General features: G+C 36.3%; 25 protein-coding genes. 14 read left to right on the top strand and 11 right to left on the bottom strand.

Features of this window, described 5'->3' with window-relative positions; all coding sequences use genetic code 11:
- Window positions 1-121 precede the first annotated feature (121 nt).
- Together KHA96_RS16955 and KHA96_RS16950 are read right to left on the bottom strand one after the other, a co-directional pair.
- Window positions 122-274: a hypothetical protein gene (locus KHA96_RS16955; RefSeq protein WP_213130487.1), complete on the bottom strand. Its 153-nt coding sequence runs from the start codon at window positions 272-274 to the stop codon at window positions 122-124.
- Between the two features lie 167 nt (window positions 275-441).
- Complete coding sequence (locus KHA96_RS16950; protein ID WP_213130486.1) at window positions 442-915, bottom strand: NUDIX hydrolase; 474 nt, start codon at window positions 913-915, stop codon at window positions 442-444.
- A gap of 196 nt (window positions 916-1,111) precedes the next feature.
- On the opposite strand from KHA96_RS16950, the gene KHA96_RS16945 reads away from it, so the two are divergent.
- The 3 genes from KHA96_RS16945 (at window position 1,112) to KHA96_RS16935 (ending at window position 3,353) form a co-directional block, all read left to right on the top strand.
- The gene (locus KHA96_RS16945; RefSeq protein WP_213130485.1) at window positions 1,112-2,080 is read left to right on the top strand and encodes a phosphotransferase enzyme family protein; all 969 of its coding nucleotides are present in this window, start codon (window positions 1,112-1,114) and stop codon (window positions 2,078-2,080) included.
- A gap of 92 nt (window positions 2,081-2,172) precedes the next feature.
- Window positions 2,173-2,766 (top strand): YdeI/OmpD-associated family protein, encoded by a 594-nt coding sequence (locus KHA96_RS16940; RefSeq protein ID WP_213130484.1) that lies wholly within the window; start codon window positions 2,173-2,175, stop codon window positions 2,764-2,766.
- Between the two features lie 116 nt (window positions 2,767-2,882).
- Window positions 2,883-3,353 (top strand): GyrI-like domain-containing protein, encoded by a 471-nt coding sequence (locus tag KHA96_RS16935; RefSeq protein WP_213130483.1) that lies wholly within the window; start codon window positions 2,883-2,885, stop codon window positions 3,351-3,353.
- Window positions 3,354-3,705: 352 nt separating this feature from the next.
- Here the strand turns inward: KHA96_RS16935 and KHA96_RS16930 are convergent, their stop codons facing one another.
- The 3 genes from KHA96_RS16930 to KHA96_RS16920 form a co-directional block, all read right to left on the bottom strand.
- Window positions 3,706-3,972 (bottom strand): hypothetical protein, encoded by a 267-nt coding sequence (locus tag KHA96_RS16930; protein WP_213130482.1) that lies wholly within the window; start codon window positions 3,970-3,972, stop codon window positions 3,706-3,708.
- 141 nt (window positions 3,973-4,113) lie between these two features.
- Complete coding sequence (locus KHA96_RS16925) at window positions 4,114-4,929, bottom strand: class I SAM-dependent methyltransferase (RefSeq protein WP_213130481.1); 816 nt, start codon at window positions 4,927-4,929, stop codon at window positions 4,114-4,116.
- A gap of 312 nt (window positions 4,930-5,241) precedes the next feature.
- Window positions 5,242-8,052, bottom strand: a complete 2,811-nt coding sequence (locus tag KHA96_RS16920; RefSeq protein ID WP_213130480.1) for a glycoside hydrolase family 2 TIM barrel-domain containing protein — start codon at window positions 8,050-8,052, stop codon at window positions 5,242-5,244.
- A gap of 481 nt (window positions 8,053-8,533) precedes the next feature.
- Here KHA96_RS16920 and KHA96_RS16915 point away from each other — a divergent pair, with 481 nt between their 5' ends.
- Window positions 8,534-9,040: a GNAT family N-acetyltransferase gene (locus tag KHA96_RS16915; RefSeq protein ID WP_249315663.1), complete on the top strand. Its 507-nt coding sequence runs from the start codon at window positions 8,534-8,536 to the stop codon at window positions 9,038-9,040.
- A gap of 269 nt (window positions 9,041-9,309) precedes the next feature.
- Window positions 9,310-9,810, top strand: a complete 501-nt coding sequence (locus tag KHA96_RS16910) for a DinB family protein (protein ID WP_213130479.1) — start codon at window positions 9,310-9,312, stop codon at window positions 9,808-9,810.
- A 261-nt stretch (window positions 9,811-10,071) separates the two neighbouring features.
- Here KHA96_RS16910 and KHA96_RS16905 read toward each other — a convergent pair whose 3' ends face one another.
- The 5 genes from KHA96_RS16905 to KHA96_RS16885 all read right to left on the bottom strand — a co-directional run bounded on the left by KHA96_RS16905 (window position 10,072) and on the right by KHA96_RS16885 (window position 15,901).
- Window positions 10,072-10,608, bottom strand: coding sequence for a GNAT family N-acetyltransferase (locus KHA96_RS16905; protein ID WP_213130478.1), 537 nt, complete (start codon window positions 10,606-10,608; stop codon window positions 10,072-10,074).
- Between the two features lie 35 nt (window positions 10,609-10,643).
- The gene (locus KHA96_RS16900) at window positions 10,644-11,861 is read right to left on the bottom strand and encodes a multidrug effflux MFS transporter (RefSeq protein WP_213130477.1); all 1,218 of its coding nucleotides are present in this window, start codon (window positions 11,859-11,861) and stop codon (window positions 10,644-10,646) included.
- A gap of 162 nt (window positions 11,862-12,023) precedes the next feature.
- Window positions 12,024-12,485 (bottom strand): CcdC protein domain-containing protein, encoded by a 462-nt coding sequence (locus KHA96_RS16895; protein ID WP_213130476.1) that lies wholly within the window; start codon window positions 12,483-12,485, stop codon window positions 12,024-12,026.
- Between the two features lie 125 nt (window positions 12,486-12,610).
- Window positions 12,611-14,509, bottom strand: a complete 1,899-nt coding sequence (locus tag KHA96_RS16890; protein WP_213130475.1) for an endonuclease MutS2 — start codon at window positions 14,507-14,509, stop codon at window positions 12,611-12,613.
- A gap of 453 nt (window positions 14,510-14,962) precedes the next feature.
- Window positions 14,963-15,901 carry a helix-turn-helix transcriptional regulator gene (locus KHA96_RS16885; protein WP_213130474.1) on the bottom strand — a complete coding sequence of 313 codons (939 nt, stop codon included), beginning with the start codon at window positions 15,899-15,901 and terminating at the stop codon, window positions 14,963-14,965.
- A gap of 90 nt (window positions 15,902-15,991) precedes the next feature.
- Here KHA96_RS16885 and KHA96_RS16880 point away from each other — a divergent pair, with 90 nt between their 5' ends.
- From KHA96_RS16880 to wrbA, 9 genes are all read left to right on the top strand, one after another.
- Complete coding sequence (locus tag KHA96_RS16880) at window positions 15,992-16,435, top strand: VOC family protein (RefSeq protein ID WP_213130473.1); 444 nt, start codon at window positions 15,992-15,994, stop codon at window positions 16,433-16,435.
- A gap of 12 nt (window positions 16,436-16,447) precedes the next feature.
- Complete coding sequence (locus tag KHA96_RS16875; RefSeq protein ID WP_349305787.1) at window positions 16,448-16,837, top strand: MmcQ/YjbR family DNA-binding protein; 390 nt, start codon at window positions 16,448-16,450, stop codon at window positions 16,835-16,837.
- Window positions 16,838-17,070: 233 nt separating this feature from the next.
- Complete coding sequence (locus KHA96_RS16870) at window positions 17,071-17,847, top strand: class I SAM-dependent methyltransferase (RefSeq protein ID WP_213130472.1); 777 nt, start codon at window positions 17,071-17,073, stop codon at window positions 17,845-17,847.
- A 309-nt stretch (window positions 17,848-18,156) separates the two neighbouring features.
- A complete protein-coding gene (locus tag KHA96_RS16865; RefSeq protein WP_213130471.1) occupies window positions 18,157-18,612 on the top strand; it encodes a MarR family winged helix-turn-helix transcriptional regulator in 456 nt (151 codons plus the stop codon).
- Window positions 18,613-18,693: 81 nt separating this feature from the next.
- Entirely contained in the window at window positions 18,694-19,317 is a 624-nt protein-coding gene (locus KHA96_RS16860) for a nitroreductase family protein (RefSeq protein WP_213130470.1), read from the top strand.
- Window positions 19,318-19,340: 23 nt separating this feature from the next.
- A complete protein-coding gene (locus KHA96_RS16855) occupies window positions 19,341-20,279 on the top strand; it encodes a ring-cleaving dioxygenase (protein ID WP_213130469.1) in 939 nt (312 codons plus the stop codon).
- Between the two features lie 16 nt (window positions 20,280-20,295).
- The gene (locus KHA96_RS16850; RefSeq protein WP_213130468.1) at window positions 20,296-20,898 is read left to right on the top strand and encodes a flavin reductase family protein; all 603 of its coding nucleotides are present in this window, start codon (window positions 20,296-20,298) and stop codon (window positions 20,896-20,898) included.
- 22 nt (window positions 20,899-20,920) lie between these two features.
- The gene (locus KHA96_RS16845; protein ID WP_213130467.1) at window positions 20,921-21,523 is read left to right on the top strand and encodes an alpha/beta hydrolase; all 603 of its coding nucleotides are present in this window, start codon (window positions 20,921-20,923) and stop codon (window positions 21,521-21,523) included.
- 341 nt (window positions 21,524-21,864) lie between these two features.
- Window positions 21,865-22,476, top strand: a complete 612-nt coding sequence (gene wrbA, locus KHA96_RS16840) for an NAD(P)H:quinone oxidoreductase (protein WP_213130466.1) — start codon at window positions 21,865-21,867, stop codon at window positions 22,474-22,476.
- A gap of 301 nt (window positions 22,477-22,777) precedes the next feature.
- On the opposite strand, the gene KHA96_RS16835 is transcribed toward wrbA, so the two are convergent.
- The gene (locus KHA96_RS16835; protein WP_213130465.1) at window positions 22,778-23,359 is read right to left on the bottom strand and encodes an LOG family protein; all 582 of its coding nucleotides are present in this window, start codon (window positions 23,357-23,359) and stop codon (window positions 22,778-22,780) included.
- Window positions 23,360-23,433 lie beyond the last annotated feature (74 nt).

The following is a 23,433-nucleotide window of genomic DNA, read 5'->3' as shown; positions in this document are numbered from 1 at the left end:
TCTATAATTAAATGATGTAATAAACAAGTAATGTTACTTTCAAATCAGCTGCTCTTAACCATTAGCCCCATTAAAAGGCGGGTATTGATTTTAGGGCAAAAATCCCACCCTAGGTAGCTCTCTAATCGCGCATGGCCCCCGCTTCACGGGATGTCATTGCACCTTGTCCATTCATTACATCTTGTTTAATTTCTTGTTTGACCTTTTGGGCATTGGTTCCGGCAGAATACTTTGGCTTCATCGTAGAATCCGCATTTTTTCGATCTTGTTGCATACAAAATCCCTCCTTAATTTGTTGTATAACAACCTTATTATGTGTATAAATACACTCATTATATTCTAAATACAAATTGCGTTATCATTCTCGAATGCACTGAACCTTAGCACAATTAATAATTAGTCTTGGTTGGCTGCTCTTGATCTACAACCTTTAGCTTAAAATTATTCATTATACAACCTGGATAGTAAGTTATAACTCGGATTTATTTCCCATGTTTCATATGGAATAAAACACTTTGATTTCATTGCATCAAGTGTCCGGGATTTTTGTTGAGGACGGGTAATATATTTGTCTATATTGGAGTCGTTTAATTCTATATATTTAGCTTCTTTTATTTCTTCAGGTTGAATTTTTATTTTTCCACGAACATATTCAGCTTTAAAAACGACTGATAAAACGTGCTTTGTTGCATTAAAATAGACACCTGTTATACCAACGGGACGGATAACAATCCCTGTTTCCTCTAGAAATTCTCTGCAAACTGCTTCGTCTAAAGGTTCTCCGACTTCCACATTTCCTCCAGGCATTTCCCAAGTTTCCGAGCGCCAATGAGTCCTTACTAATAACACCTCATTTTTTTCATTCGTAACAAATGCGGAAACTGAAATAGTCTGTTTTGGTGGTTCATATTCCATACAACATCACCTCGTATTAATCTATATTCGCCAATCCACCATAAATCCCTCTACAAATGAACGGTCCTTTACTGCACGCGAAAATAACCCATCCCCATATTAAGTAATCATTGTTAAAATAATTTATGAGGACAAACATGAGTAAATGGATATTAAATGTAGAATCACTGATTATTAATCTGAAAGTGGGAATGGAATGATAGAGAAAAGTGTGTTACAAACTATATCAAATGCATTTGAACTTAATGTAAATCTGCTTACTCATATTGGAGGCAATGTAAACGATGTATATGAATACCCAGCACAAAATGGATTTCCTTCAAGAATAATTCGTGTATCGAATCAGAAATGGCGTAATGAGAAAGAGGCATTGGCCGAGCTGAACTTCATAAAATACTTGTATGATAATGGCGTTTCTGTGCCGAAAATCTTTCCATCAAAGACAGGGAAATTAGTTGAAAATGTAATAGGTGGTTATTACGCCTCTCTATTTTTCAAAGCGCCGGGTCGAATCCCTATTGACGAAGACTGGGACGAGGAAATGTTTGTTAATTGGGGACGAATAATTGGACAAATGCACTTACTTACCCAGTCTTATGTCCCTCTACAAAATGTTAAACGCCGTGATTGGAAACAGGAACCATGGATGGATATGATGCGTCACTTGCCGAATGAAGAAACGATTGCTCGGCAGAAAGCTAAGGAGTTATTAAACTGGTTAGACACTCTTCCGAAAGATTCGAAGAACTATGGTCTTGTTCACTGTGACCTTCATGCACACAATATTTTTGTAACGAAAGAAAGTGCAATTACGGCATTTGACTTTGATGATTCCTGCTACCATTGGTTCGCTTATGATATTGCCATAATTCTTTACTCGGTCATCTTGAGATACAACCGACAAAACAAAGACAATGAAGTTCTTGATGACCATGTAGCTTGGTTCCTTGACTGGTTTCTAAAAGGCTATCAGGAGGTACATACGGTAGAAAATTGGTGGTTAAAAGCAATGCCCAAATTTCTAAGTTATCGCCGTTTGCAGGATTACAATTTTCTTTATCAACATTATTACTGGAAAACGGTAGATGATGAACGGAAGATGAATTGGTTACGTCTAAAAGCAGAGATTGAAGCAGATGAAGCTTTGACAAACATCCCATTCTGATGAATGATAATTCTCTTAAAGATGGTCTTTTGGAGGAAAAAGATCATTCTTAAGAGTAAGCTGATCGAATAATGGACAAGAGGTGCTTCTTGATGATAAATAGTAGAATGAATCCTAAGGTTGATGAATTTTTAAATAGAGCAAAAAAGTGGAAGGAAGAATATGAGCGGTTGAGATATATCATTCTTGATTGTGAGTTGGACGAAGACTTTAAGTGGAAGCATCCTTGTTATACATTTGAGGGAAAAAACATCGTAATAATACACGGGTTTAAAGAATATTGTGCGCTTCTTTTTCATAAAGGTGCTTTGTTACAGGATCCCAATGGAATTCTAATTCAACAAACAGAGAATGTACAGGCGGCACGCCAGATTCGTTTCACCAATGTTCAAGAAATAGTTGAGATGGAGCACATTTTGAAAGCCTATATTCGTGAAGCCATCGAAGTAGAAAAAGCCGGCTTGAAAGTGGAATTAAAAAAGCATGAAGATTACATTATTCCTGAAGAACTTCAAAAGAAATTCAATGAAATCCCTGCCTTGAAAACTGCTTTTGAAGCATTGACGCCGGGACGGCAAAGAGCATACATTCTTTATTTTTCAGGGCCTAAACAATCTAAAACTCGAGTGTCAAGGGTTGAAAAGTCAATACAGCAAATACTCGATGGAAAGGGATTAAACGATTAATATTTATGAGTGTTTTTATGGTGGAGAATGTATTAATTTGGTATCTAAAAATAGGAAAATGATCGAAAGACAATTGAGTTCTATCAATAAATTGTATGTAGAAAGGTTGTGAAAGAATGGCGGAGGTAGCCGTTAAAGAGTTTAAAGAAATTAAGTTAGTTGGATTTCGAGTACTTTGTGAGGGTGATAAGTATATTGAAGAAATCCCGAAAGCCGCTAATCAACTTAAACAACGTACTGATGAAATTAATAGTGTATTAAACAATGGGAGACAAATAGGAGCATTTATTACAGAGGAACGAACACCCGAAGATGAAGGGTATTGGATTGGTGTGGAAGTATCTAAATATATTGATGTCCCAAAAGATATGGTGACCTTAACTATTCCTGCGAACCGATATGCAACTATTTTACATGATGGTCCAAATTACTTCATAAGAAATAGCTACGAAATCCTTCATAAATGGATTAAAGAGCAGAGCCTAGATCGGGCTAATTTTAGTTGGAACATAGAAATTTATAATGAAGTCAAAAATCAATATAATCCAGATAATGTCCAAGTAAAACTGTGCGATTCGATCTATTAATAAGATAGCAAACATATCATTTTGGGAGATGCAAATATACTATTCATATTGATCGGCCTAAAATTTTAATTACGTAGTTTCTTATGGAAAGGACATAATAAAAAGGAGCTGAAATTCAGCTCCTAGCTCTCATTGGTTTCTACGAAAAGCTCGACTAATTGCTTTAAATTTTCTAATCTCAATATATAACATAGACACCATATATTTGGTTTGCATGAGCAATGCAAAAAGCCAATTCTAGAGATGGGGAGGAGTTTCCCATCCGGCAAAGCGAACTCTATGTATTACTGACTATTAAATCAAATGAAGCTGGTGGACATAGAACTGAGAAATAATAATCTGCAGCAGGATCCTAAAGAAGGTGCCACTCCTCATCCTTACTTCTCTCGCGCAGGTTATGCCTATGACGACGAATATCCGGAGAAACATCCACTAGAACTTTCAAATCGACAACATCAGATAATATAGGCAGGGAAGAATAAATACCGTCCAGTAAAATAACCTTTGAAGGCACTTTTGTAACTATTGAATCAGACAAACCATTCCTCAATGAAAAAGAAAAGGGGTGATATTGAACAGTCTCGCCTGCTATTAAAGGAGACAAGACCTCAGTACGCATTCGCTTCCAGTCAATACAACGCAAACACTTTTCTTCTGGTGAGCTGGCATCCCATTCTTCTGAAGTAACAGTAGCTGCAAAAAAGTCATCACATTGGTGTTATTTCTTTCTTTTCCACTATGATCACACATTGAAATGAGATTATTTAATTCCAATACGCATGCGATAACTAAAAAGAATATCTTGAGATTGACCATCAAAAGCTTGGTGGACTTGACTTTGGAATTCTTTGATTGGATCGTTTAGATCATTCGCACCTAATTTTATTGCCGTCTGTAAACCGCCTTGACTCAAAGCGATATTGGAATATCGAATTGCATCACAACATTCCCAATGGTGAAAAACAATTTCTTTTGAAAACTGGAATAAACCAGAATCTTGAATTTGTTGAAGATGTTTTTCTTTATTCCATTTGAAGGCTAATCGATCGGTTTGTACAAGTTCGCTAACGCGTGAATCGGCAAGAGAAATAAGGTTTCGATAGCTATTTTCGACTTCTTTTGTAAAAGTTGGAGGCCAGTCACAATCATATGCCGCAAAGACTCCACCTTCGGAAAGGACACGAGCAAACTCATGCAAAGTGGGCTGCGGGTCCATCCAATGAAAGGATTGTGAACAAGTAAGGATATCTACTGATTCAGATTCCAGGTCTAGATGATCAGACATGCCTTTCACAAACCGAAGACTTTTTGGCTCCTGCTGTGCTCTCCATTGGGAATTGGCAGTTTCTCTCATATCATCATTTGGTTCTACCCCGATTATCTCATCCGCTTGATTTAACCAGATGAATGATGACAATCCTGTTCCACAGCCGACATCCACAACTCGTTTAGGACGCTGACCTAAATATCTCGTTAAAATGTTGATGATATCATCTGGTGGAATAGGGCGATTTTGATCATAAAGCTGACTATATCCTAAAAAACGTTCTATATTATTCGTACGAATATCTTTCATATATCATCCTCATCCTTTTCTGTACGCAGCTTATTATTGGACTGATTATACCACATACAGCCCATAACATATGGTTACAATTGAAGGTGCAAACTTTAATGATAAATAGTGATGATGCCAATAGTAAGAAAAAAGGATAGTTGTCTATTGGCATCAACCTAAATTAAGTGGAGGGCTAGTTTGCATTATGTAACTGTTAAAAAGTGGAACCTATCTAGGAATCACTATCTCAAATAGTCCTACAGGTTGTTAAGAAGGAATAATAACTAAGGTACAATCACTTTCTCTAAACCGCCCAAATCTGTATTTCGTTTAAATAAATAGTTTTCTTAACTCATCGGATGTGATGGAATAGGAAGAAGAGAATCCATCACCAGATACATATTCACAAAGGCTATTAAGAAGCCAGGCTGCCTCTTTTGAACCTGCATCAGCAAGGCTGTGCAAAGGACTAGTACAAATGAGAATATTTCCGGCATTTTCTATTGTAACTTCATAAAGCAAACCGAGTCGGTGATTGCGTTCGAAATTATCAATTGTCTGAACAATAGGTTCGATACGTGTATCATCCAATATAGTGGACCTAGAATTCATGACTACATCCCACCAGTGAGGAGTAGAGTAGGATTCGCTCGGAAAAAATGCTAATGCCGGATGTGTGTTTTTAATGAATAGACCCATTGTTCCAATAGGCACATCTTTTCCCATACTCTCAGAAATCGATTTGAACATTGGGTAGCACCAGAAATCAGTACAATAAGTACCCTCAATTGAGTTAGGGTTTTGTGAATGATCTAATAATAAGAGAACATTCTCGCCTTTGGTAGCTTTTTTAATAGCAGTTTCTATCGAAGTTACATATAATGTTTTTGCAACTCCGGGATTTTCGGGATAAATCCAAAGAACATACGTATTTTTTATATCTGTCTCTTCAATGGAAATCATTAGCTCCATCTTGGTCGGAACATCAACTGAAGGAATCGGGATCTTCAATTTTCCTAAGCGATAGACCCCAGTTTCTGTAATATCCTTCATAGGAACTGTCCCACTGACACCGTTCAGATTGTATGTGACGACTTGGTTTATTAATGATTGTTTACGATAGTAAGATAATGTAAGATTCGCTTCGAAGGTACGGCCACTTTCTACAATATAATCAGCAAATTCTGCCTGCAGTACAGCGTCTGAACAGAATGTTCGCCATTCCTCCGCTGTCAGGATGCCTTTATTATCCATAAATGCATCAAGCATACCAACTAAAGCAGTCCCTTGCCCTGAAAAATCTTGGAGATCCAATATTTGATACCCCGCTAGGTTGCTTGTACGAATAGCCGTTTCTAATTCATCTTTATAGCAAGCAGCTGCTAATTTTCCGGAAGAATAGAAATAATCCTTTGCCAATGGTAGAAGACCTTTTTCTTCTAGACGTTCACGGAAAACTTCAAAATTACGTGCTTTTAAAGGACCTGTATATTTTTGAATTTCATCAAAATTTGGGTACGTTTGATATTGACCGATCTCATGAGAGACAACAGGTATTTTCGGAAACAATTCCTCCTGCAAATCTGTTAATTTTACTTTTTTCACACCTGTTCCATATTGAATTTCAATTGTGCCATCTTCGCTTACTTGAGAGGCTTTATGTGAATAAGAAGGATGAATGGCCTCTTCATAGTTCTCATTTGTATTAGGCTTTTTCACTTGGACATGTCCTAAAGGTGCATCACACATGGCATAAGAACCGCGAATTTGCCGATCCAAGGTAAAGCGGACACCACTGAAGAAATCATCATTGGGCTGGATATTAGGTACCCACTGAAAATTGTTGGAGCCTTGCGTATACAAATGTCTATTGTCGTAGTCTTTATATCTTCCCACTAACTCATTGATTGATTCGGGGCTCCCCCATAGCTCGTTGCCCATCGACATCATCACAAAAGACGGATGGTTTCCAAATTCGTCTAACATGCGAAAACCTTCCTCAATTAAATAGTTTTGGGCAGCTGCATTATGATTTTCATCTTTCTCATTAGTAAAGGTGCCCCAAAAAGGTAATTCTGGCTGCATGTATATCCCTAAAAGATCAGCCGCAATAAAAGCTGCCTTTGGAGGACAACAAGTATGAAAACGATAGTGATTGATTCCAAATTCTTTAGATGTTTTCATGTGAGCGTACCAGCCGTCTACGTCCATAGGTGCATATCCAGTCAGCGGAAATATCATTCCCTCGTGTTTCCCTCGCAAAAACGTTTTCCTGCCATTTATAGTGAAATGAGTACCTTCAGCTTTGAACTCTTTTAAACCAAAGAAAGTAGTTTTGGAATCTGAATTTGCTTGCTGATCGTTAATAGTAACAGTAATTTGATAGACACTAGGGTCATATTCATCCCACAAAAGGGCGTCATTAGGAAAATCATATGTAAGATTAATTTCATTTTTCCCTTTACTTAATCGAACTTTTGTAAAAAAAGGTTCAGGAACCGAATACATTTTATCTTCTGGGTATGGTGCAGCCGATAAAACTACTTGTACATTGCTAACAATCTCCGAAAGAACAGTGATATGAACAAGCGATTGAATATTTTCTTTAGACTCGACACGCAATTGTGTAATCCTAAAGGCATCATAGAAACATAATGACATTTCCCCTAGTATGCCGTTCCAATTAGTTTGAGTATCAGGGGATGTCATATGGCCACCAGTTACAGGATAATCTACGTTGCTTGTCATGATCGTAAGTTTATGATGTTTGGAAGTAATAAATTTTGTAACATCATACTTATGGGCAGTACATAAGCTGTCCTGAGTGCCAACATATTGGTTATCAATCCAAACATGAGAAATGCGAGTACGTTCTAATGTGAGAATAGCGGTTCTCCCAATATCTGCAGGATCAATTACTAGGTTTCTAGAAAACCATGCATATCCTTCCGCTTTGTATGAATCTGTTAAATGTCCTGAAGCTATTTCTAGGTTAGGTTCTCCCTTATTTGCGTAAGAAGTGGTGGTCGGGAGTGTAATTAAATCTGGAAAATGAACATTCTCAAAATGGGATCGTAACCCCTCTTTTTTATTATCTAAATAAAAGTTCCAAATACCGCTTAAGTCGATCATATGTTTCATGAATTTCCTCCTCTAATCATTGTTATTATATGTCCTAATCCATATTTTAACGGTTTCATTCCTTTTTTGGGAATCAAAGTAATTTTAATAATGCTTTAGGTTGTCGGATTTGCATTTTTAGTACTCGTTCCAACTGATATTCTATATTTTTCATATAATCTTTTATAATTTTAAAACACTTTCCCGTACATTCATTTTATCAATCAAACATTTGATTAGCGTAGGATAGTTTTAAATTATGAAGCAAAAACATAACTTTAAGAATAGAAATTCGTTCACATTCCAATTAAGTTGTGTGCAAATAAATTAGAGCTATGTAATGGTCAGCAGGGAGGTTCAAGCTAAAGTTTAAAAAACTTGTTGGCGAATGTTTGTTCGTTTATAATTTGGAATATAGAGTATTATTGGACAGTTCCGCTAATAATCAAATCAGTTTGGAATACAAGACAAAGGAGTGAGTGCTATTTCGGATCAAAGGAATATGCCGGAAGTAAGGATTGAACCTTGGGCTAAAAACGATCTTGATTTGCTTCACCTTCTAAACGCACCGGAGATGACAGTACACTTTGGAGGATCAGAGAATGAGGAAAAAATCCTTTCCCGCCATAAACGCTATTGTGAGATTGCAGGACAAGGAACTGGGCGTATGTTTAAGATTCTTTTGCTGCCGTATTTTGAACCTGTCGGCAGTGTAGGCTATTGGGACACGATATGGCAAGAAGAATCAGTGTATGAGATAGGCTGGAGTGTTTTAACAGCATTTCAAGGTAGAGGGATAGCGACAATCGCAACAGCAAAAGCTATCGACTATATCAATACTGAAAAGAAACATAGTTTCATTCATGCTTTTCCTAAAATCAATAATCCCGCTTCTAATGCTATTTGTCGCAAGCTTGGTTTCTCGTTTAACGGTGAGTGTGATTTTGAATACCCTATTGGAAATCCAATACGATGTAATGATTGGGTGTTGGAAGTTAGTGGGAAATGAGTGATAGGTTATAGAAGAAATGATAGTAACATTGGCTTTTAGTGCTTTCCTAACAGTATTAGATATTCTTTATCCTAATTCACTAATAATACCACCTCAAAAAAACCGGAAGACGTATAGCTAGAGGTATTTACGTTAATGGGTCAAATAAATTCTTGATTATGGTATCTGGATCCCAGTAGATTCAGAAATGGTTCAAGTCTAGGTATCAGAGAAATTCAGCAACGAACACAGTTCATTTTAAGAAAAATACAGGAGCGTGGGGGATTATGGACAGTACAACTATAGTAATTGACCTTCTCTTAAGGAAATACAAGGCAGATCAGAAATGGACGCGCATCGTGATTGAGCAATTGTCTGAAGAGGATATCGTATGGTCACCAACACCCGAGAGTAACAGTATCGCTAATTTGGTAGCACATATTTCAGGTGCTGTGTATCAATGGTTTGAAACCGTATACTTTGGTGCTCCTTATATCGACGATAGAAGTGAAGAATTTGAACGAGGTATGCAAATGTCAAAAGAGCAAGCTTTAGAGCTTTCAAAAAAATCATATGACTGCCTCATACAAGTTCTTGAAATGATGAAAGCGAACCCTGAAAGAATATTGGAGCAACCTTATTTAAATTTTCCTACGTTCAACGGTGCCTTAGATAATCAAGCCACTATTTTAGAAATGCTTCTGCACCAATTTAGACATTTGCCTAGCCACACGGGACAAATCATTTACATTGCAAAAATGAGAAAGGGACATCTAGTGTGGGAATAACACTTAGAGCGAGATATTGTATTCAATATACAATCTGTAGAATGGTACGAAGAACAACTAGGTTTCAAGGTCACTGTGAGGATCGTTTTATTTGAATTGTAGAAAGTACGGTACTAAAATACCTCTGTGTTGCTTCTGATAATGAAAAATTAAAGTTTAGAAAGGCGGCATTATTAGAAGAGCGTCAAGGGTTTTCTGGTTTCCTTCGTTTTTAATATAAAAATAAGGAACCTAAATTATGAAAATAAATAAAACAAGAGCTCACTTCTTTAGTGAACTCTTGTTTTGCATCCATTCCTCAAACAAAATAGCATAATAACATTCATCCCACCATTCATTTCCATGAGGGATACATTTTTTAAAAAATCCTTCCCTGCGCATGCCGATTTTTTCCATCACTCTGTATGAACCAGTGTTCTCAGGCTGACAAGTAGCTATGATACGATGTAGTTTCATATTTTCAAATCCATATTTCAATACCGCATATGCAGCTTCTGAAGCATACCCTTTATTATAATAATCTGGGTTAAAAACCCAGCCGATTTCATAAGTATGTTCACCAAAATATTTGAAAAAGACAATATGGCCAATCAGCTTATTTTCCTCGAGAAGAACGACGGGGAATTTTTCCGCTTTTCCACCAGTGTTTTTTTCAATGAAGTTTTTTGCGTCCTCCTCAGAAAATACTGTTTCTGGAAGGTAGTGCATTACTTTGGGATTTGAAGTGTACTCATAAAGAGCCTTCCAATCATTCGGTTCAAAGTTTCTAATGAGTAATCGGTCTGTTTTAATGCTCATTTTATTACTCCTTATTTATGATTCATGAGTAGTATTTAGTGATTAAGCGCTTGTTTTTCAGATGTCTCAACTGTTTTATCTTTTTTAACAAGAACTACGTAGGCAATGATAGCTAGCAAGCTAGTAGTAAAAAGAATGAAACCGAATGGTATAGCAGAAAGTTCGCCTGCGATTCCCACTAGTGGGGAAGTCACGGATCCTAATAAGAAAGGAATGACACCTAGCAACGAGGCTGCACTACCTGCGATATGCCCTTGCGATTCCATCGCTAATGTAAAAGTAACAGGACCCACTAGTCCAAGTGAAGCAACAAAAAAGAAGAGTGGAATGACTAATGTAAATAATGGTCCATGTGAAAGGACGACGATTAGAACAGCAGCACTTGTAATAAAAGCCATTGACATTCCAATTAGGAGAATCCGACGCTCGGTTATTCGTCCCGCTAGTCGCCTTACCGTTTGTGCTCCTATAATTAAACTAATTCCATTAAGTGCAAATAACACAGCGAATACTTGTGGTGACACTCCGTAAATCTTTTGATAGATAAATGGAGTTCCAGAAATGTAGGCAAAGATCCCTGCCATCATTATCCCCTGCGCCAGAGCGTAGCCCATGAATATTCGATTTTGAATTAATGTTTTAAAGTTTTGCAATAGCTCCGTAAAGTTGCTAGAAACGCGCTTTTCAACTGGCAAAGTTTCTTTTAACTTCCATGTAGTGATGCTTGTTAGAAATATACCAAGAAGCCCTAGAAAAACGAATACACCATTCCAAGAGGTGAAGGAAATGACAGCACTCCCTGCAATTGGTGCGAGTAAAGGAGCGAGATTACCAATCATCGTAAGGAGTGAAAAAAACTTTGTTAATTCAACGCCGCTATATTGATCACGAACAATTGCACGGGAAATCACCATTCCAGCGGATGCCGCAAATCCTTGAAGAAAGCGTAAAGCTATAAAAATAGCGATATTTGGCGATAAAGCACAGCCGAATGAAGCAAGGGCATAGACAATCATCGCTATCCATAAAGGTTTACGTCTCCCATAAACATCACTTAAAGGCCCCATAACGATCTGCCCAACACCGACTCCTAACAAGCAGGCAGTTATACTTATTTGGATGGCTGAAGCATTTGTTCCAAAAAACTCCGTTAATTGAGGAAATGCTGGAAGATACATATCAAAAGTAAATGGTCCTAATGCAGAAAAAGCTGCTAACAATAGGGCAAATCTTATTGGATTCTTTTTATTCATTACATAGCTCCTATTTAATAATTTTGAAATCTCACTAGTATTAAGGTATTAAAGACCCCATTTTATAAAAAACAGAGACGGATGTACATCAAGAAGATAAATCTAGGGTTCTCTTTGTTCCAATACGTAGAATAAGGGACCTTCTAAGTCCCTTATTTCTATTTATTGCGATACATATACCCTGCGAAACTTAAAGTAACTGCTCAGTTTCCAAGGAATAAGATAGCCGCATGCAGTAACGAAGAAGAGCAGCATTCTAGAATCTGCATCCATATCCATCAATCCACGAATAGTCCACCTTATTGCGAAAAGCAATAGAAACGTAATAACGAATGCCAGACTTTTCTTTGCATATATCCCTCCGTCCTCCCGTCTTTCATAGCCAGTCGTGAAGATCAAGGGAAAGGAAAAAACACATCCTATTAATAACGCGACAGTAACTTCGATAGGCGTTACATCGGCATTAGGATTCGTAATTAGTGCATAGCCTGGTGTTAACAAAAATAGAGTTGCCATGATCCTTGTTCCTTTACCCCTAATAGGTTTAAACATTGAGATGAGTTGACGATAGAAAATCAAAGCAGCCACAAGGATGATCATAATAAGAATTGGACTATAATCCATCTTCAAACCAGCTTTCTAGTTATTTATCTTAAGCAAATTAAAAATATTGCTTCGTAAAAATAACATTTCATTTTGAAAAATTCAATGGTTTTTGAAAATTTATTATCTTGGCTATCTTTTTTGATTTACTTATTTTTCCGTATTTCTTTATTTATTTTACGAAGTGCTTTTTTCGAGCCGCGTTCAATATCGTGATTTAGCTTTCTCGTTTTAAAATCTATAAATAACGTATCCAAATCATAGCCTTCTGGGTATAACTCAGCTGCTGTTAGTTCTAAAGCCAAACGTTTTTCATTTACCTCCATGAATTGATTTTGATAAAACACAGTAACGTTATGATATTCATCTTTTTCTTCATACACAATTCCGAAGTCATTAAGGTCTAGCAGTTTTACTCGGTCACCTTTTTGATAGTCGATATGATTTTCTACCTTTTCATCCACTACTTTTGGTTTTCGGATTTTGTTTTCATTTAATCGCTCCAAGTGATATTCTTTATTTTTCATATAACCTTCAGCTCTATTTAGAACATTTTCAGGTACATTCATTTTTCTAGAGATCCATAAGGCATTACTTTCTCCGGATTGCCCGATGAGAAGCTTAAATAATGGCTCTAATGTTTCTTGATTGAATTGCATGGCAGCATTCATAAAATCAGGATGCATTTCAGAAAAGCGTTTAATTTCTCCATAATGCGTGGTAGCAACGGTAATGCACCCTTTAAGATAAAATTCTTCTAAGATAGAGATGGCTAAAGCGGATCCTTCATTTGGTTCTGTCCCACTGCCAATTTCATCGAATAGCAGCAGTGAATTGTTGTTCACTGTCCATAAAATTTCCGATAAGTTTTTCATGTGAGACGAGAATGTACTAAGCGCATTTTCTAAGCTTTGATTGTCGCCAATGTCTACAAAGACGTTATCAAATACGGCAATTTCCGTTTCTCTTGAAGCGGTAATATGAAATCCGGACATCGTTGCCAATGTAACAAGACCAATCGTCTTCAGTACAATTGTTTTTCCGCCAGCATTAGGGCCAGTTATGATTAAGCTGCGATAACTGCTTCCTATCTGAAATTGAAGCGGAACAACATGTCCTGATAATAATGGGTGCTTGCAATGAACTAATTTAATTTGTCCATGATCATTAATATTAGGCTCAATTCCATCCACTTGTCTGCTATATTTTGCTTTAGCAAAAATCATATCGTACTGAGATATAAGCTCGATATTAATATGGATAGGTTGGAGATTTTCTGCCACTATCCCCGTTAAAGTAGCTAGTATTTGATATTCCAACATGGCCTCTTCCGATTTTAATGAGGCTAATTCCACGCTTAACTTTCCTATTACACTAGGTTCCATAAAGACGGTCGAACCTCTAGAAGATATTTCAATGATCGTTCCCTGTACTTGATTTTTGTAAGATGCTTTTATAGGGATTGTGTAGCGATCATCTTTTACACTTATAATGAATTCCTGAATATGGTTTCGATTAGCGCTGCTGTTTAAGAATTTATTAAGTCTCTCTTTAATTTTCTGCTCAGTTGTTTGAATCTGGTAACGAACACGTTTAAGTTCTCTGTTGGCTTCCGAATCCACTTGATTATTGTTAATTGAAAAATTTATTTCCTCTTCAATCTCCATAAATTCTGTCATGGATTTAGCATAGGACGCTAATGTCGGAGCAAAGAATTCTTTGCTGGATATGAACATTTTAATTCTCCGGCAACCTTTTAAAAAATCTGAGATATTTAGAAGCTCCGCTGGATCTAAAATGATGCCTTTATCTACTTTAGAGATAATGAGTTCAATGTTGGAAACACCCATGAAAGGTACGTTTCCTCCTCCATCCAGAATCGTTCGCGCTTCTGATGTTTCCAAAAGTCGATGTTTTACTATTTCCAATTTAGAACTAGGGGTTAATTTATCAATTAATTCCCTGCCTAGTCCGCTAACGCAATAAGTTTTAACAATCTCTTTTAATTCGTTGTATTGAAGTTTTTCAAAAGTATTTTCATTCATTTTTTCATTCTCCTCAAAGTGATGATTTGATCAACAATGAAGAAACCTACTCGCAGGATTTCAATGAGTTTTAGATAAATAAAAAAGCCGCGGCACATACCGCAGCTTACGTAGACAAGGCAAAGTAAATACATAAATTAAACTATCTATTACGATAGTCTAATCATGAAATGATGCACATGTTTGTAAAGTAAGGTAGGTATCTTCATAGGTGGAAATAAGTACATGCGTAAATAAGGGGGGTGAAAATGAAAGAATCCCCTGATTTTAAAACTTACTTATTCCCTTTTAAAATTTTCCTATTTAGAAACTACTACCACACTCACAAAATGCACCTCTGCTTTTTAATTAATGTACTCATTGAAATCGCTTTACACATTTTATTATACTTTGTGATACGGAAAATGTAAATAAGGTTAAGTCCAGTTAGCCATAAAGATTAGAAGCTGCCCTTTAAACATTATCAATTAAAATTCTATAATATTCTTTTAAGGCTTTTTTCAAACTGATTGGTTCTATTATTTTTATGAATTTTCCAAAGCGAGCAAAATAATTAATGATAAAATCAATTTCGTGTGGCTCATACGAACCAACAAGATAGGTATTATCCATCTCCTGGACTAACTTCATAGAAGGAAATGACTCCTGTTGAAATAGCTCTCTTCCTTCAAGGCTTAAAAGACATTTAAATTGCACTGCTTTTTCGGATGGTCTCCAAAGCGATTGAGCATTTTGTATTGTCATTTCATTCAAATCCTCAAACGGTTTGATATTCGTGATTTCAGCCGATGTTACACGATCACAACGGAACACCCGATAAGCTTCTCTACACATATCATAAGCCTGACAATACCAGTAGCCTTTCATTGAGTAAATAGCAAGTGGTTGAATAGTACGAGTACTCTTTTGGTTAGCATTTTGATAATTGATTTTTAACACGATTTTTTTAACAGCTGCCATCAATAAAATTTCTAGATGGGAACTATCTTTGATTTGTTCTGTATGGCGAAAAGATATTCGGTTTTTCATGTTCTCAATTTCTTGCCTTTGGCTATCCGACAATTCATTTATAAATTTTTCATGAATGGAACGAAAAGTTACATGGAACGGTAAATTAGTAAAACTTTGAAGTGCTAGCATCGCAAAATATAGGGCATAAATTTCTTGACTGCTAAAAGAAATGGGGGGAAGCTGCATTTGATTGAGTAAGCGGTACCCCCCATGTCGGCCGTATTCAGCATAAATAGGAGCACCAATTTCCTCTAATGAAGCTACGTCTCTTAAAGCAGTTCTTTTTGAAATTTGAAATTCATTCATTAAATCTCGAAGTGAAAAGTGTTGTTTTTGATTAATGAAGCGAAGCATTTGATTTATACGTTCTGATTTTTTCATGAAAAAATCACCTCTTAAAGGTGCCTAAATTTGTCACCTTTAATTACTATACTTGTAAGTGTATTCAATAATAGTGAAGGAGGCAATCAAATGAATTTTGAAGTTATTCCATTTTTATCTTTAAATGGTGAAGCTGCAAAAGCAATTGTATTTTATGAAGAACATTTAGGTGCTAAAGTTCTTTTTAAGAAAAGTTATAAAGAAATGAAGGAAATGAACCCAAACTTCCATTTTGAGGAAGGCCAAGATGAATATATTACACATTCTGTCTTGGAAATTGGTGTTAATAAAATAATGATTGCGGAGGAAGCCATGGATTCTTCACGCCCATGGCAATTAGGGAATAGCTCTTCATTATGTATTCAGTCGAAAGACAAGAATATTATTCATAATCTTTATCAATCCCTTGTTGAACATAGTGAGGTTACAGTGTTGATACCATTGAAAGAAAATGCATTTAGTCCCGGATATGCTATTATACGAGATCCATTTGGAATCGTTATACAGCTTTGCGTAACAATACATGATTTTTAATATAATAGGGGGGTGAATAAAGTCGTGAACATAAACGATGTGCCACATGTTTTGCTTGAAAATGTGCGCAGGGTTTGCCTTTTACTGCCTGAAGTTGTTGAGCATATTGATGGTTTTGGACACATATCCTTTCAAATTAATGGAAAGTCTTTCGTGAAATTAACTAAAAGGGCTGGTTTATCATTTAAATCAGATCTTGAAACTCAGGAGCTATTGCTGCAGAAAAGGCAATTTTTCAAAACTCCCTATATCGGGCGTCACGGATGGGTGTCTATTAAAAGTCCGAGTGAAGGAGACTGGGATGAACTAGCCGAGTTAATTTCGGAAGCCTATTTACGTGCCGCACCAAAGCGTTTGGTTAAGGAATGGAAGGAGCTGCAAGAGAAGCAACTGTATAAATAATGTAATAAGAGCCAGGATGTATCATTCGATTGCCAGTATATAATTGCTGGCGTTCGATTCTTTTTTAAATTCTCTTTAGTGGCAGAAAACGAGAAACTTGAATCTTTTATTCATTAAATTACCTTTATCTCTATTACAATAGAAGGAATTTAACAATGCAAATAGAACTGTATATTAAAAGGCCAATCTTGAAATTAAAAAATTCCATTGGCTTTAAATTTTTGGAGGTGTCTATGTTAGATTTTGATAATTTAGAGGGGTATAAGGATGCAGACACTTATGATTTATTGAATGATTTGAGCAAAATAGAAAGTAAGTTTTATTTTGATCTAGCAAACCAACAAGGTGGCCCCATTTTAGATGTTGCTTGTGGAACAGGGAGATTGACCCTTCCCTTAGCGGAGCGTGGAATTGAAATTACTGGTCTGGATATAACTTTAGAAATGTTGGAACTTGCAAAACAAAAGGCAGAACGCTTAAATGTTTCGGTCAATTGGGTTCATGCTGACGCAAGACAATTTGAGTTGAATCGTAAATATCGATTCATATTTACAACAGGCAACTCATTTCAGCACTTCCTGGATAGAGAATCAGTGGACGGATTGCTCGGATCAGTTCATAGACATCTTGAAGAAGATGGAGTCTTTGCATTCGAAACTAGAAATCCGACTATTTCGGTTTTATCAGCAGATGAAGATACAGAAAAAGATTATGCCGATTCATGGATAGATAATGATGGTTATCATTGTAGCAGCACATATCGACGTTCGTATGATCATAAAAGACAGTTAGAGCACTATATTTTTACAAATCGTCGATGGCAGGACTCGTCGAACGTAGTGGAAACAGTAGAGCCTTTTGTGATTCGTTACTTTTTTCCTCAGGAGCTTGAAAGTTTGCTATATTATAATGGATTTGTACTTGAGCAGATGTATGGGAACTTTGACAAGAAGCCATTCCAAGCTGATAGCCCACTTATGGTTTGTGTTTGCCGAAAAAGGCATAAATAAAGAGATATGGAATAAAACCTAGATTTTTAATCTCGACCTATAATCAGGGAAAGTGTGAGGCGGAGCCCGAAAAATTGGAATTAGTCTACTCGCTAATTCGACGCCAAAGTTAAGGTGACTTCATTAATAATGCGGGTTGATTATAGGTCGTTCCGCTCTGGTAGAGCCCAAGATAGTTTATGAGTTATTTTTGCAAGGTACGGGATAATGGGGCAAGTTATTTTTATTATGTAAATTTATCTGTTGACAATGGAAAGTGGTTCATTATATAATTATCTCGAATTCGAGATAAAAAGAGGGATGATAACAATGGACAATCAGAACAATAATGCACTAGAAGAAGAATTATCTCTAAAGTTATTTGTTGTTTTGACTCGGGCTTTGGAATCAATAAAAAAACGTGTTGAAGAGGATATAAAATGTTTAGGGCTAAATCCAACTGAATTTGCTGTTCTTGAATTGATTTACAGTAAAGGCGAACAGCCCATACAAAAAATTGGTGAAAAAGTTTTGCTTGCAAGCAGTAGTATTACGTATGTGGTAGATAAATTAGAGAAGAAAAATTTATTAAGAAGAAAACCTTGTCCTAAGGATCGCCGTATCACATATGCAGCAATTACTGAGGCTGGAACTGAATTAATGGATGAAGTATTCCCTAAACATAAACAAGCAATTAGAGAGATATGTGCAGGATTAGATATCGATGAAAAACAAGTTATGATTGAACAATTGAAAAAGTTAGGCTACCACGCACAAGGTTTATAATTTTTTTATATATTTATCTCGATTTCATAATATATTAAGTTGAAGCAAATTTAATATTATTAGTTAGGGGATCTATAAGAGATGTCAGGTTTTATTCAATTAGTAGAAGAAAGACGATCGGCCACAAATTTTATACCCGAATATACAATTACAGAACAAGAACTAAACTCGATTTTTGAGTTGGTAAAATTAGGACCTTCAGCATTTAATTTGCAACATACAAAATATGTAGCTGTATTAGATGATGAAACTAAAAAGAGATTACAACAAGCGGCTAACGGGCAGTATAAAGTATTAAGTTCCTCAGCTGTAATCATGGTCTTAGGGGATAAATGTGCTTACCATCAGGCTGAGAAAATTTATGAGGGCTTAAAATTGTTAGGAATTGTAAATAAACAGGAATATGATTTTATGGTAAATGATACTGTTACATTTTATCAATCAAGAGGCAAGCAATTTCAAAGAGATGAAGCAATAAGAAATGCTTCGTTATCTGCAATGCTTTTCATGTTGGCTGCCAAAGAAAAAGGATGGGATACTTGTCCAATGATTGGTTTTGATCCTAAAGCAGTGAAAGAAATATTAAATATAAGTGAGTCATGCGAGATCGTTATGATGATAACACTGGGGAAGGAAAAAGTGGAAAGTAGAAAACCTCGTGGTTATCGTAAACCTGTGAGTGAATTTGTAACTTATATCCAATAAATAGTATGTGGGAGTGAAAATGAATGACTAAAAAAACTAGCGGAATTCATCACATCACGGCAATTGTAGGTCATCCGCAAGAAAATGTTGATTTTTATGCAGGAATTCTAGGGTTGCGTTTAGTCAAGCGAACAGTCAATTTTGATGATCCAGGCACGTATCACTTATATTTTGGAGACGAAGGAGGTAAACCAGGAACAATCATTACGTTTTTTCCGTGGGCAGGAGCACGTCAAGGAATTATTGGTGATGGACAAGTAGGGGTTACTTCTTATGTTGTTCCTAAAGGCTCAATGGAGTTTTGGGAAAGAAGATTAGAAAAGTTCAGTATTGCCTTCGCTAAAACAGAACGATTTGGTGAACAGTATTTGCAATTTGACGACCCACATGGCTTACACTTGGAAATTGTTGAACGAGAAGAAGGGGCAGTTAATCCTTGGACTTTTGGAGGGATAACCCCAGAAGTAGCAATCAAAGGTTTTGGAGGAGCCACTCTATTTTCTTCTCAGCCAAACAAAACAGCAGAATTGCTAGAAAAGGTAATGGGACTTGAGCTCATTGGTCATGAGGAAGATCTTATCCGTTTCCGTTCTTCAGCAGATATAGGAAATATCATTGACTTAAAAGCGAATCCGACCGGAAGAGGCCAAATGGGCGTTGGAATTGTTCATCACATCGCATGGAGAGCCGTTGATGACAATGATCAGCTGGAATGGCAGAAATATGTAGCTGAAAGTGGTTATGGTGTAACCCCTGTTCAAGATAGAAATTATTTCAATGCCATTTATTTTAGGGAACATGGTGAAATTTTATTTGAAATTGCAACAGATCCTCCTGGATTTGCTCATGATGAATCACAAGAAACGATGGGAGAAAAGCTAATGCTGCCTGTGCAGTATGAACAATATAGAGAGCAGCTTGAACACAGCTTGATGCCAATTCATGTGCGAGAATTAGATTAAATAAAGGAATGATTCTATGCTTTCCATTGATCCTAATACAAATACGGAAAGAGAAAATTACAAATTTCTTATCGGAAGCATTATACCAAGACCAATAGCTTTCGTCACAACGTTGTCCGAAGATGGTGTTTTAAATGGTGCACCTTTTAGCTATTTTAATATTGTGTCTTCAAATCCCCCGATGATTTCTTTATCCATACAGCGTCCTGGAGGGAGACAGAAGGACACAGCTAGGAATATTCTTCAGAAGAAGGAATTTGTCGTTCATATCGTTGATGAAGAAAATGTTGAAAAGATCAATAAAACAGCGGCAAGTCTTTCTCCTCATGAGAGTGAAATTGAGTTGGCGCAATTAACAGAAGTCGCAAGTACTAAAATCTCAGTTCCGGGTATACAACAAGCAAAAATTCGGTTGGAGTGTGTACTTGAACACTCTTTAACATTGGGAGATTTACCTGGTTTTGATTTAATCATCGGAAAAATTATTCAGTATCATATTGAAGACGATATTTATAAAAATGGAAGAATAGATCCTATAGGGTTAGCTGCTGTAAGTCGATTAGCAGGTGCTAGTTATGCTAAAATCGGAGAGGTTTTTGAGATAGAACGACCTAAATAAGAAAATGATAGGGTGATAAATAATGAAGCATATATTCAATAAAGGAAAAGATCCAAATAAACCAACACTATTGTTGCTTCACGGTACTGGAGGCAATGAACAAGACCTATTGCCTCTTGCAGGAATGATTGATAGTGAGGCTTCAGTATTAAGTGTTCGCGGGAATGTTTTAGAAAACGGAATGCCTCGTTTTTTTAGAAGATTAGCTGAAGGAATATTCGATGAAGAAGATCTTATATACCGTACTTATGAGTTGAATCAATTTCTTGATGACGCAGCACAAAAATATGATTTTGACCGAGATAATATTATTGCTATTGGCTACTCAAATGGAGCTAATATTGCTGCGAGCTTATTGTTTCACTATAAAAACTCTTTAAAGGCTGCCATTCTTCACCATCCTATGGTCCCAAGAAGAGGAGTGGAGCTTCCTGATTTGTCCGGAAAATCAGTGTTTATTGCAGCTGGAACAAACGATCCAATTTGTTCACCGGAAGAATCTCAGGAATTACAAACATTATTAGAAAAGGCGAATGCCGAAGTTGATCTTCATTGGGAAAATAGAGGTCATCAATTAACAATTGAGGAAGTTGAAGCAGCTGGTAGATGGTATTTAACTTTATAATACTGGTGGATGGAATTATTAAACTTTACTCCCATTATCCAATGCTATTTCGTAAAAATAAGCAAATATATTGAAATAGAGATATACTAAGTGATAATATACTGATTAGGAATTAAATTAGAGAGGCATAGTATAGATAAGGTAAAATCTTAAATACTAATTTACCTCAATTATCTCTATATAGAGATGTATGAACTAAACGTATTATAAAATTCCTGCTATATGAATGTCATTCATTTCTATGAAGGGGGTTCTTTTAAAAGTTATTAATTAAGGAGAGGACGTAATAAATGGGATTTTTAGATAAATTATTTGGAAAAAAACCAAAGGAGATGGAAAATATGTCAAACGTTAAATTAGCAGTCGTATTTTACAGTATGAGTGGAACTAACTATGAATTAGCAAAATGGGCAGAAGAAGGAGCGAAAGAAGCAGGTGCTGAGGTTAAGGTTTTAAAAGTACAAGAATTAGCCCCTGAATCAGTCATTCAAGGAAACGAAGCTTGGAAGGCAACCGTAGATGCTACGAAGGATGTTCCGGTAGCTACATCAGATGACCTTGAATGGGCAGATGCCATTATCTTTAGTGTCCCAACACGTTTTGGTAATATGCCATCACAAATGAAACAGTTCCTAGATATTCAAGGTGGGCTTTGGGCGCAAGGTAAGACAGTGAATAAAGTAGTAAGTGCTATGACATCTGCACAAAATCCACATGGTGGCCAAGAAGCTACCTTGTTATCCTTATATACTTCCATGATGCACTGGGGTGCGATTATCGCCACTCCTGGTTACACTGATCCAGTATTATTTGGAGCAGGCGGAAATCCATATGGAACAAGCGTAACAGTTGGACAAGATGGAAAAATGATTGAAGACGTTCAAGCTGCTGTTAAGCATCAAGCTAAACGTACTGTGACAGTTGCAGAGTGGGTTAAAAAAGGAAATCAATAAGTATAGATTATATGAAAAGAACCAATCAGCAATTGATTGGTTCTTTTTGACAGGTTGTACAATAAAGGTCGACTGAGGGGAACATAGATTAGTGATGCCGAAGATAATGAATGGAGTGAAAGAACTGAACTCTACCTAACATTATGAATAAGTTGTATTTTCCTAGATCTGCTGTTAGGGACTTTTAATAAAAATGAATTCATTTGAAAGACATTTTTCAAAATGAATTCACTTTTTTTTGTATGCTCATAGTTCCGTAGCTTTGTGTAAACATCTTATTATAAAGTTGATAATAGGATGGCTAAATTTGTTTTTCAGTAATATAAGTTTTTAAGGTTGGTGGTTCATATATATTGAATTGATCGAGAAGTCCTTGCGGCTCAGTATCTACAAGAGCCATAGAACGGTATTTTTCATGTAAAAACTGTTCATCTGCCATATGATTAAATAAAGTAATAAGCGGGTCAAAATAATGATTAATATTTAAAAGTCCACAAGGATTTTGGTGAAGTCCTAACTGAGCCCAAGTAAAAATCTCAAAAAACTCCTCTAATGTTCCCGGCCCTCCTGGCAAAGCTATAAATCCATCTGCCAATTCGGCCATTTTTGCTTTTCTCTCATGCATAGAGTCAACAACAATGAGTTGTGTTAAGTTCTTATGAGATATTTCTCTTTTTTCTAGAAAGCTTGGCATTATACCAATTACTTTTCCACCCTCTTCTAAAACAGAATCTGCAACTGCCCCCATAACTCCTACACTTGCACCCCCATATACAAGGGCAATATTTCTTTTCGCCAGTTCTTTGCCAAGCCTTTTTGCACCTTCAATATAAGCTTCGGATACTCCGTTGCTTGATCCACAAAATACAGCTATTTTTTTCATACTATCCCACCTTTCATTTTGACAATATCATAAATTAAAATATTTTGTTAAGCTTTAAATGTAGAAACGGATGG

The organism is Bacillus sp. FJAT-49711 (assembly GCF_018343715.1).
Lineage (GTDB): Bacteria > Bacillota > Bacilli > Bacillales > Bacillaceae_C > Lederbergia.
The sequence above is the reverse complement of the archived record's forward strand: the minus strand, read 5'-3'. Positions and strand labels throughout refer to the sequence as shown.

Excerpts from the sequence above, each read along its gene's own strand:
- KHA96_RS16955 (WP_213130487.1), bottom strand. The coding sequence starts at position 274 with ATGCAACAAGATCGAAAAAATGCGGATTCTACGATGAAGCCAAAGTAT.
- KHA96_RS16950 (WP_213130486.1), bottom strand. The coding sequence starts at position 915 with ATGGAATATGAACCACCAAAACAGACTATTTCAGTTTCCGCATTTGTT.
- KHA96_RS16945 (WP_213130485.1), top strand. The coding sequence starts at position 1,112 with ATGATAGAGAAAAGTGTGTTACAAACTATATCAAATGCATTTGAACTT.
- KHA96_RS16940 (WP_213130484.1), top strand. The coding sequence starts at position 2,173 with ATGATAAATAGTAGAATGAATCCTAAGGTTGATGAATTTTTAAATAGA.
- KHA96_RS16935 (WP_213130483.1), top strand. The coding sequence starts at position 2,883 with ATGGCGGAGGTAGCCGTTAAAGAGTTTAAAGAAATTAAGTTAGTTGGA.
- KHA96_RS16930 (WP_213130482.1), bottom strand. The coding sequence starts at position 3,972 with ATGCGTACTGAGGTCTTGTCTCCTTTAATAGCAGGCGAGACTGTTCAA.
- KHA96_RS16925 (WP_213130481.1), bottom strand. The coding sequence starts at position 4,929 with ATGAAAGATATTCGTACGAATAATATAGAACGTTTTTTAGGATATAGT.
- KHA96_RS16920 (WP_213130480.1), bottom strand. The coding sequence starts at position 8,052 with ATGAAACATATGATCGACTTAAGCGGTATTTGGAACTTTTATTTAGAT.
- KHA96_RS16915 (WP_249315663.1), top strand. The coding sequence starts at position 8,534 with ATGCCGGAAGTAAGGATTGAACCTTGGGCTAAAAACGATCTTGATTTG.
- KHA96_RS16910 (WP_213130479.1), top strand. The coding sequence starts at position 9,310 with ATGGACAGTACAACTATAGTAATTGACCTTCTCTTAAGGAAATACAAG.
- KHA96_RS16905 (WP_213130478.1), bottom strand. The coding sequence starts at position 10,608 with ATGAGCATTAAAACAGACCGATTACTCATTAGAAACTTTGAACCGAAT.
- KHA96_RS16900 (WP_213130477.1), bottom strand. The coding sequence starts at position 11,861 with ATGAATAAAAAGAATCCAATAAGATTTGCCCTATTGTTAGCAGCTTTT.
- KHA96_RS16895 (WP_213130476.1), bottom strand. The coding sequence starts at position 12,485 with ATGGATTATAGTCCAATTCTTATTATGATCATCCTTGTGGCTGCTTTG.
- KHA96_RS16890 (WP_213130475.1), bottom strand. The coding sequence starts at position 14,509 with ATGAATGAAAATACTTTTGAAAAACTTCAATACAACGAATTAAAAGAG.
- KHA96_RS16885 (WP_213130474.1), bottom strand. The coding sequence starts at position 15,901 with ATGAAAAAATCAGAACGTATAAATCAAATGCTTCGCTTCATTAATCAA.
- KHA96_RS16880 (WP_213130473.1), top strand. The coding sequence starts at position 15,992 with ATGAATTTTGAAGTTATTCCATTTTTATCTTTAAATGGTGAAGCTGCA.
- KHA96_RS16870 (WP_213130472.1), top strand. The coding sequence starts at position 17,071 with ATGTTAGATTTTGATAATTTAGAGGGGTATAAGGATGCAGACACTTAT.
- KHA96_RS16865 (WP_213130471.1), top strand. The coding sequence starts at position 18,157 with ATGGACAATCAGAACAATAATGCACTAGAAGAAGAATTATCTCTAAAG.
- KHA96_RS16860 (WP_213130470.1), top strand. The coding sequence starts at position 18,694 with ATGTCAGGTTTTATTCAATTAGTAGAAGAAAGACGATCGGCCACAAAT.
- KHA96_RS16855 (WP_213130469.1), top strand. The coding sequence starts at position 19,341 with ATGACTAAAAAAACTAGCGGAATTCATCACATCACGGCAATTGTAGGT.
- KHA96_RS16850 (WP_213130468.1), top strand. The coding sequence starts at position 20,296 with ATGCTTTCCATTGATCCTAATACAAATACGGAAAGAGAAAATTACAAA.
- KHA96_RS16845 (WP_213130467.1), top strand. The coding sequence starts at position 20,921 with ATGAAGCATATATTCAATAAAGGAAAAGATCCAAATAAACCAACACTA.
- wrbA (WP_213130466.1), top strand. The coding sequence starts at position 21,865 with ATGTCAAACGTTAAATTAGCAGTCGTATTTTACAGTATGAGTGGAACT.
- KHA96_RS16835 (WP_213130465.1), bottom strand. The coding sequence starts at position 23,359 with ATGAAAAAAATAGCTGTATTTTGTGGATCAAGCAACGGAGTATCCGAA.